At 61.7% G+C, this 7,809-nt stretch carries 9 protein-coding genes; 4 read left to right on the forward strand and 5 right to left on the reverse strand.

Features of this window, described 5'->3' with window-relative positions; all coding sequences use genetic code 11:
- Nucleotides 1–223: 223 nt before the first annotated feature.
- The 4 genes from C100_RS41880 to C100_RS41885 form a co-directional block, all read right to left on the reverse strand.
- On the reverse strand, nucleotides 224–448 hold the full coding sequence (locus tag C100_RS41880; RefSeq protein ID WP_024021096.1) for a hypothetical protein: 225 nt from the start codon (nucleotides 446–448) through the stop codon (nucleotides 224–226).
- 27 nt (nucleotides 449–475) lie between these two features.
- On the reverse strand, nucleotides 476–715 hold the full coding sequence (locus tag C100_RS0125145; protein ID WP_024021097.1) for a hypothetical protein: 240 nt from the start codon (nucleotides 713–715) through the stop codon (nucleotides 476–478).
- A 377-nt stretch (nucleotides 716–1,092) separates the two neighbouring features.
- Nucleotides 1,093–1,383: a hypothetical protein gene (locus tag C100_RS48405; protein ID WP_152536511.1), complete on the reverse strand. Its 291-nt coding sequence runs from the start codon at nucleotides 1,381–1,383 to the stop codon at nucleotides 1,093–1,095.
- Nucleotides 1,384–1,396: 13 nt separating this feature from the next.
- Nucleotides 1,397–2,449, reverse strand: a complete 1,053-nt coding sequence (locus tag C100_RS41885; RefSeq protein WP_024021098.1) for a ribonucleotide-diphosphate reductase subunit beta — start codon at nucleotides 2,447–2,449, stop codon at nucleotides 1,397–1,399.
- A 116-nt stretch (nucleotides 2,450–2,565) separates the two neighbouring features.
- Here C100_RS41885 and C100_RS41890 point away from each other — a divergent pair, with 116 nt between their 5' ends.
- Entirely contained in the window at nucleotides 2,566–2,814 is a 249-nt protein-coding gene (locus tag C100_RS41890) for a DUF2171 domain-containing protein (protein ID WP_024021099.1), read from the forward strand.
- A 46-nt stretch (nucleotides 2,815–2,860) separates the two neighbouring features.
- On the opposite strand, the gene C100_RS41895 is transcribed toward C100_RS41890, so the two are convergent.
- Nucleotides 2,861–4,792, reverse strand: coding sequence for a ribonucleoside-diphosphate reductase subunit alpha (locus C100_RS41895; RefSeq protein ID WP_024021100.1), 1,932 nt, complete (start codon nucleotides 4,790–4,792; stop codon nucleotides 2,861–2,863).
- Nucleotides 4,793–5,384: 592 nt separating this feature from the next.
- Between C100_RS41895 and C100_RS41900 the strand changes: the two genes are divergently transcribed.
- The 3 genes from C100_RS41900 (at nucleotide 5,385) to C100_RS41910 (ending at nucleotide 7,740) form a co-directional block, all read left to right on the forward strand.
- Complete coding sequence (locus tag C100_RS41900) at nucleotides 5,385–6,905, forward strand: fumarate hydratase (RefSeq protein ID WP_024021101.1); 1,521 nt, start codon at nucleotides 5,385–5,387, stop codon at nucleotides 6,903–6,905.
- A 149-nt stretch (nucleotides 6,906–7,054) separates the two neighbouring features.
- A complete protein-coding gene (locus C100_RS48020) occupies nucleotides 7,055–7,432 on the forward strand; it encodes an endonuclease domain-containing protein (protein ID WP_327194961.1) in 378 nt (125 codons plus the stop codon).
- A 56-nt stretch (nucleotides 7,433–7,488) separates the two neighbouring features.
- Complete coding sequence (locus tag C100_RS41910; RefSeq protein ID WP_024021103.1) at nucleotides 7,489–7,740, forward strand: hypothetical protein; 252 nt, start codon at nucleotides 7,489–7,491, stop codon at nucleotides 7,738–7,740.
- Nucleotides 7,741–7,809: the final 69 nt, after the last annotated feature.

A 7,809-nucleotide genomic window follows, 5' to 3' on the forward strand; every position in this document is an offset into this window, starting at 1 on the left:
AGAACCCGTGGGTATAAGCAATGTTGCATGAACGGAACAAAACCGCCCGTTCACCGGCCGGACAGGGCGCGCGGGCGGCGGACACGGCCGCGTCGCCCCTCGCCGCTTTCCTGCATTTACGCGGATGGCGACCTGCTGGCGCATATAGCGCGCCGACGGGGGGCGATCGCCAACGGCGCGCCTATGGCGATGGACGGCGGCCAAGAAGCACCGCGCGCAGCCGTCAGAACAGGTTGGCGAGAGTATCGCGGTTGTTGTTGATGACGGCGTCGGCCGTGGCGGTGGATGCTGTGGCCGGCTTGGCACCACCCGCGTCATCGGCCGGCTGATCCTGGCCGGGGCCGACTATCTGGATCGCGGTCAGGATCACCAGCACCGCCCAGAGCAGGGCGAACCAGCGGCTGGTGAAAAGCGAGCGGAGGCGGACACCGAACAACATGGGCGCCATCGATAGGCGCACAGGGTTAAGGAAAGGTCACTCCCGCCGGGGGCGATCATCGACATGTGGCGCGGCAAAGGTCATGGGGCTGGTCAGCACCACCTGCTCGATCCGGGTCGGGCCAAGGCAATGATGACAATGGGCATGGTCGAACAGGGTTTCGATCACCCAGTCCTGCGTCGCCACATCCCACACCGCCCAGGCGTCGCGCGTGACATGGTCGCTGCCGCAAATATGGCAGATATAGGCGTGGCGGGTGACGGGTCGATCGGACATGCGCCCTGCATAGCGCGGGGTCGCGCCATTTTGGCGGGAATTGGGTCCGTTATGGAGGCGTTTCGATCAGTCGGAGGCCTTTCGCAATATGCCTGCTGCGGCGCCCCGGGCGGAAGTTCGGGGCCATTGGACCATGCCAACGCCGAGCGTCATTGAAGGCCCGACCAAAATAGGCGGGATCGGCGAGTGGCACGGTCGATATGGCGTTGTGCGATCAGCCCGGCACGGACCACCGCCCTATGCTGCCATCATTGAATATGAGGTCAAGCTGAGCAGGACCAGCCGGCGGGACGAGTGATCCTAATCATTGAGATCGGATTCAGACGATCATGCCGAGTAATAGGGACGTAATCCGGCATTTCGGCTATGCCCCCAAATCACCGAGCTGCTTTGACACCAAACTTCTTCAAGGGTCCAGTGACCATGTTGACGGTAAGGTCGCTGTCTGTCTGAACAGTGTTACCCGCAATTTGCAAAACCAGATAACCAAAGGCTTTGGCTGGATAACGTCGACCTTCATACTCCACATAGCGATGTCGGGGAGGCTTCCGCCCCGTTCGACGGTATAAATTGCAAAAATCTTCCGCCGTGCATTGATTGTCGATCCAATCCACGGCGGCGATGACATGGCTGGCGCCGACAACCTTAAGAGCATCTTCGAGTGTCACCGCCAAGCCTTCCTTACTCTGCCGCGATCCCCGCCGCCTTGAACATGTCCGGGCCGTCATCCTCGGCATTGGCCGCGTCGCTGCCCTTGATCTTCTGGCGGCGGTCGAAGGCGTCCCATACGTCGTTCCACTGGCCGCGCGTCGCCGCCTTGGAATATTCGGTCGAGCGGGTTTCGAAGAAATTGGCGTGCTCCACGCCGTTCAGCAGCGGGGTGAGCCAGGGGAGCGGATGCTCGTCGATCATGTAGATGGGCTTGAAGCCAAGCTGCCCCAGGCGCCAGTCGGCGATGTAGCGGACATATTTCTTGATGTCCTTGGGCGTCATGCCGGGCACCGGCCCCATTTCGAACACCAGGTCGATGAAGGCGTCCTCGATGCGGACGGTCTTCTGGCACATGTCCATGATGTCGTCCCTGACCGACGGCGTCATGCAGTCGCGTTCCTTCACGAAGGCGTGGAACAGGCGGATGATGCCCTCGCAATGCAGCGTTTCGTCGCGGACCGACCAGCTGACGATCTGGCCCATCCCCTTCATCTTGTTGAAGCGCGGGAAGTTCATCAGCATGGCGAAGCTGGCGAAGAGCTGAAGCCCTTCGGTAAAGCCGCCGAACATCGCCAGCGTCTTGGCAATATCCTCGTCCGTATCGACGCCGAACTGCTGAAGATAATCATGTTTGTCCTTCATTTCCTTATATTGCATGAAGGCGCTATATTCGCTTTCCGGCATCCCGATCGTGTCGAGCAGGTGCGAATAGGCGGCGATATGGACCGTTTCCATGTTGCTGAACGCGGTCAGCATCATCTTGACTTCGGTCGGTTTGAACACGCGGCCATATTTTTCGTGGTAGCAATCCTGCACCTCGACATCCGCCTGGGTGAAGAAGCGGAAAATCTGGGTCAGCAGGTTGCGCTCATGGTCGCTCAGCTTCTGCGCCCAGTCGCGGCAATCCTCGCCCAGCGGCACTTCTTCGGGCAGCCAGTGCAGCTGCTGCTGGCGCTTCCAGAACTCATAGGCCCAGGGATATTCGAAGGGCTTGTAGACTTTGGAGGCTTGAAGAAGGGACATGGACGTTATCCTTGAACTTGAATTTGCAATTTTTGGGTCGAGCGGCGAGCGCGCCGCGGGACCGGATCGGGTTTCATGCGTTGAGCCGCTGCCACCCCAGGCACAGGAGATTGCAGATGGCTGACCTCAGCAACGTGAAGGAACATATGAACGTCGTCGGCGCGGACGGCGTGCATGTCGGCACCGTCGACCATGTCGATGGCGGGCGCATCAAGCTGACCAAGGTCGACAGTCCACAGACGCAGGACGGCGAGGGCGCCAAACATCATTTCATCGACGGCGGCCTGGTGGCCGAGGTCGAGGGCGACACGGTGCGCCTGTCGGCCACCGCGGCAAACGCGGTGACGTTCGAAACGACGGAATGAAGCGACGGGCGCGGCGGCCGATGCCGTCGCGCCCGGCTTCAAACCTTTACTGGCAGGCCAGGCACTCGTCATAGTCGGTGCTCTCGATTTCGAACCTGGGGGCGTCGATCGTGTTGTCGGCTTCCACGCCGCCCGCGAAGCCCGCGCGCTGGACCGATTTGGATCGCAGATAGTAAAGCGACTTGATGCCCAGTTCCCAGGCGCGGAAGTGGAGCATGAGCAGATCCCATTTTTCCACATCTGCCGGGATGAACAGGTTCAGCGACTGCGCCTGGTCGATATAGGGCGTGCGATCGGCCGCCAGTTCAAGCAGCCAGCGCTGGTCGATTTCGAAGCTGGTCTTGAACGTGTCCTTTTCTTCCGGGGACAGGAAGTCCAGATGCTGGACGCTGCCGCCCTTTTCCAGGATGGAGTTCCACACCGCGCTCGAATCCTTGGACTTTTCGACCAGCAACTTTTCCAGATAGGGATTCTTCACCGCGAAGCTGCCCGACAGCGTCTTGTGGGTGTAGATGTTCGCCGGGATCGGCTCGATACAGGCCGACGTGCCGCCGCAGATGATGCTGATCGACGCGGTCGGCGCGATCGCCATCTTGCAACTGAACCGCTCCATCACGCCCTGGTCGGCGGCGTCGGGGCACGGCCCGCGCTCCTGCGCCAGCAACATCGACGCTTCGTTCACCTTGGCGTTGATATGCTTGAAGATGCGCAGGTTCCACGACTTGGCCATCGCGCCTTCGAACGGAATGTTGCGCGCCTGGAGGAAGCTGTGAAAGCCCATGACGCCAAGCCCGACCGAGCGTTCGCGCATCGCGCTATATTTGGCGCGCGCCATTTCCGGCGGCGCGCGGTCGATATAGTCCTGCAACACATTGTCGAGGAAGCGCATGATATCCTCGGCGAAGGTTGGATGATCCTTCCATTCGTCCCAGGTTTCCAGGTTCATCGAAGACAGGCAGCACACGGCGGTGCGGTCATTGCCGAGATGGTCGCGACCCGTCGGCAGGGTGATTTCCGAGCAGAGGTTCGAGGTCGAGACCTTGAGCCCCAGTTCCCGGTGATGCTTTGGCATCATCCGGTTCACGGTGTCGTTGAACACGATATAGGGCTCGCCCGTCGCCAGCCGCACCTCGACCAGCTTCTGGAACAGGGCGCGGGCGTTGACGCTGCCGCGCACCGACTGGTCCTTGGGGCTGCGCAGGGCGAACTCAGCGCCGTCGCGCACCGCTTCCATGAACTCGTCGGTCAGCAACACGCCATGATGCAGGTTGAGCGCCTTGCGGTTGAAATCGCCGCTGGTCTTGCGGATTTCGAGGAACTCCTCGATCTCCGGGTGGGAGATGTCGAGATAGCAGGCGGCCGAACCGCGGCGCAGGCTGCCTTGGCTGATCGCCAGGGTCAGGCTGTCCATCACCCGGACGAAGGGGATGATGCCGCTGGTCTTGCCATTGAGGCCGACCGGCTCGCCAATGCCGCGCACATTGCCCCAATAGGTGCCGATGCCGCCCCCGCGCGAGGCGAGCCAGACATTCTCGTTCCAGGTGTTGACGATGCCTTCCAGGCTGTCGTCGACGCTGTTCAGATAGCAGCTGATCGGCAGGCCGCGTCCGGTGCCGCCGTTCGACAGCACGGGCGTCGCGGGCATGAACCAGAGGCGCGAGATATAGTCATAGACGCGCTGGGCATGATCGGCATCGTCGGCATAGGCGGCCGCGACACGGGCGAAGAGATCCTGATAGCTTTCGCCGGGCAGCAGATAGCGGTCGTTCAGCGTCTCCTTGCCGAATTCCGTCAGCAGCGCATCGCGCGTCGCATCGGTCGTCACCGGGAATCGTCGCGCCAGCACGGTGGAAGAAGAAAGCGGCTCGGCCGCCTTGGCGGGCGCCGGCTTGTTCGTTTCTGTCACTGCTTCCAACACTTCGTCCATCACCATCGCCACGTCGCCCGTACCTGCCTGTCCGCTATCCCGAAAATCCATCACGAGTCCCCAATGTTCCTGTTCCGTTCGATTCGGTCAAGCTGGGCGCAATGAAGCGCGCATCCTAGCATGAACCAATCCGCACGAGCACGGAAATGGGCCCAACCGAGTAGATCGCGGGGGCAAAAATGCCCTTCCATGGGATAGGCTCCCGATAGCGCAATCACAATCTGTTGGGGAACCCCCGTTAACCCGATACAAGGGATAGTGCCACAGCGGGTTTTTGACGCAAGAGGGTAAATGACGGTTCAGGGACTCTGTTCACCGCCGATCCGATTCGATTCACCTCCGTTTAAAAGTGGTGCGGAGCAGCGACGCGCGATCATTCCTTGCCCCGGAAAAAGGCAAGGGGGTGAAAAGCAAAAGAAAAATAAATTTGGCTTGCCACGCAAATGTGCGCGCCGCCGCAGAGGTGACTTTTCCGTGACAAAATGATGACTCGTCACCCCCCGGGCGACAGCAGGCGCGGGTTCCGAATCACGGGCGGCGGCACGCTGCGGCTGCTGGACTTGACGCCCCCAATGCGTATAGCCGCGCCGGTGCAGGGACAGGCCGTGCAGGGCAGGCCGCATAAGATAGGGACTTTGGCAAGATGACCGTCATCAAGACCGCCGATCTGATCGAGAGCGTCGCCGACGCGCTTCAGTTCATCAGCTATTATCATCCGATGGATTATATCCGCGCGCTGGGCAAAGCCTATGAGGCGGAAGCCAATCCGGCGGCCAAGGACGCCATCGCCCAGATCCTGACCAACAGCCGCATGTGCGCGGAGGGGCATCGCCCGATCTGTCAGGACACCGGCATCGTCAATGTCTTCATCAAATGGGGCATGGACTGCCGCCTCGACGACAACAGCCGGTCGATGCAGGATGTCGTCGATGACGGTGTGCGTCGCGCCTATCTGAACCCGGAAAACCGGCTGCGCGCATCGATCCTGCGCGACCCCGCTTTCGCGCGCCAGAACACCAAGGACAACACGCCCTGTGTGCTGAACGTCGAATTGGTGCCGGGCGACAAGGTGATCGTCGATGTCGCGGCCAAGGGCGGCGGCAGCGAGAACAAGACCAAGTTCAAGATGATGAACCCCAGCGATTCCATCGTCGACTGGGTGCTGGACATGATCCCGCAGATGGGCGCGGGCTGGTGCCCGCCCGGTATGTTGGGCATCGGCATCGGCGGCACGGCGGAAAAGGCGGTGGCGCTGGCCAAGGAAAGCCTGATGGACCCGATCGACATGGGCGAACTGAAAGCCCGTGGCCCGCAGAATGATATCGAGCGGATGCGGATCGAGATTTTCGACAAGGTCAATGCGCTGGGCATCGGCGCGCAGGGGCTGGGCGGGCTTTCGACCATCCTCGACGTCAAGATTTACGATTATCCCTGCCATGCGGCGGGCAAGCCGGTGGCGATGATCCCCAATTGCGCCGCCACCCGCCACGCGCATTTCACGCTGGACGGATCGGGCCCGGCCTATCTGGAAGCGCCTAAGCTGAGCGAATGGCCGCAGGTCGACTGGAAGCCGAGCAAGGAAGCGATCCGCGTCGATCTCGACACGCTGACGCCCGCTATGGTGCAAAGCTGGAAACATGGCGACCGGCTGCTCCTCAACGGCAAGATGCTGACCGGGCGCGACGCCGCGCACAAGCGGATCAAGGACATGCTTGGCCGTGGCGAAAGCCTGCCGGTCGATTTCAAGGGCCGGGTCATTTACTATGTCGGCCCGGTCGACCCGGTGCGCGACGAAGTGGTCGGCCCGGCCGGCCCCACGACCGCGACGCGCATGGACGGCTTCATGGACATGATGCTGGAACAGGGTCTGGCCGCCTGCGTCGGCAAGGCCGAGCGCGGCGCGGCCGCCACCGATGCCATCGCCCGGCACAAGAGCGCCTATCTGATGGCGGTCGGCGGCGCGGCCTATCTGGTCGCCCGCGCGATCAAGGAAGCCAGGGTGGTCGGCTTTGAAGACCTGGGCATGGAGGCGATCTACGAGTTCACGGTCGAGGATATGCCCGTGACCGTCGCGGTCGACAGCGAAGGCCAGAATGTCCACCACCTCGCCCCGCTGGTGTGGCAGGAGAAGATCAAGAAGGAAAAGCTGCTGGAAGGCGCATGAGCTTTCAGCCCCTTCGCCGCTTTTGCATTGCATATGGAAAAGACGATTAATCGCCCATGATCCTCCCCGCGCGCAGCGTGGGGAGGGGGACCATTTGCATAGCAAATGGTGGAGGGGAAGCAACTATGCCGCCACGCAGACAAACAGTCGTGAAAGCACGTGAATTGCGGCGCACGCTGTCTCCCCCTGAACTGGCCTTATGGCAGTGGATGCGCATGCGACCGGGCGGCTTCAAGTTCCGGCGACAGCATCCGGCCGGACCTTATATACTGGATTTCTACTGTGCGTCCGCACGGCTGGCGATCGAGGTGGATGGCAGCAGCCATGATTTTGCCGTGCAGATCGCCCATGATGAGCGGCGGGAGGCATGGCTACGGAGCCAAGGCCTGTCAGTTCTGAGGTTTAAGGCCCTCGATGTGCTGGGCGACATCGACAGCGTGACGCGGCACATCCTTGATCGTTGCGCATCTCCCCTCCACCGTCCTGCGGACGGTCCCCCTCCCCCCGCTTCGCGCGGGGAGGATTAGGGAACCCAGGTCCTCGCTCCGCATTCTCTCCGGCACCCCATGCCGGAGCACGTCCCATGTCCTTCACCCAGCTCGACCCGCCTATCCCCGTCGACATCATCGGCAAGGGCAAGGGCCATGCCTTCGCCGTCATCGATTATGGCCAGGAACATAATCTCATCTGGGTGACCGGGCTGAGCGAGTCGGGGGAAATCTGGTGTGCGCCCAATCCGCTGGTGCGATTGCAGGCCAACTGGACGATGGGACGCGACACGGATTGCGGACCCGACTGGAAAAATGCCATGCTGGCGCCGATCAAGCCAAGCTGACGAACAGGCGCGCCGCTCCAGAGAGCGACGCGCCTGTTGCCGATCGAACGCGGGGGTGTCCTCCCCCCC

Origin of the sequence: Sphingobium sp. C100 (assembly GCF_000508185.1) — a bacterium.
In the GTDB taxonomy this organism is placed as follows: domain Bacteria; phylum Pseudomonadota; class Alphaproteobacteria; order Sphingomonadales; family Sphingomonadaceae; genus Sphingobium.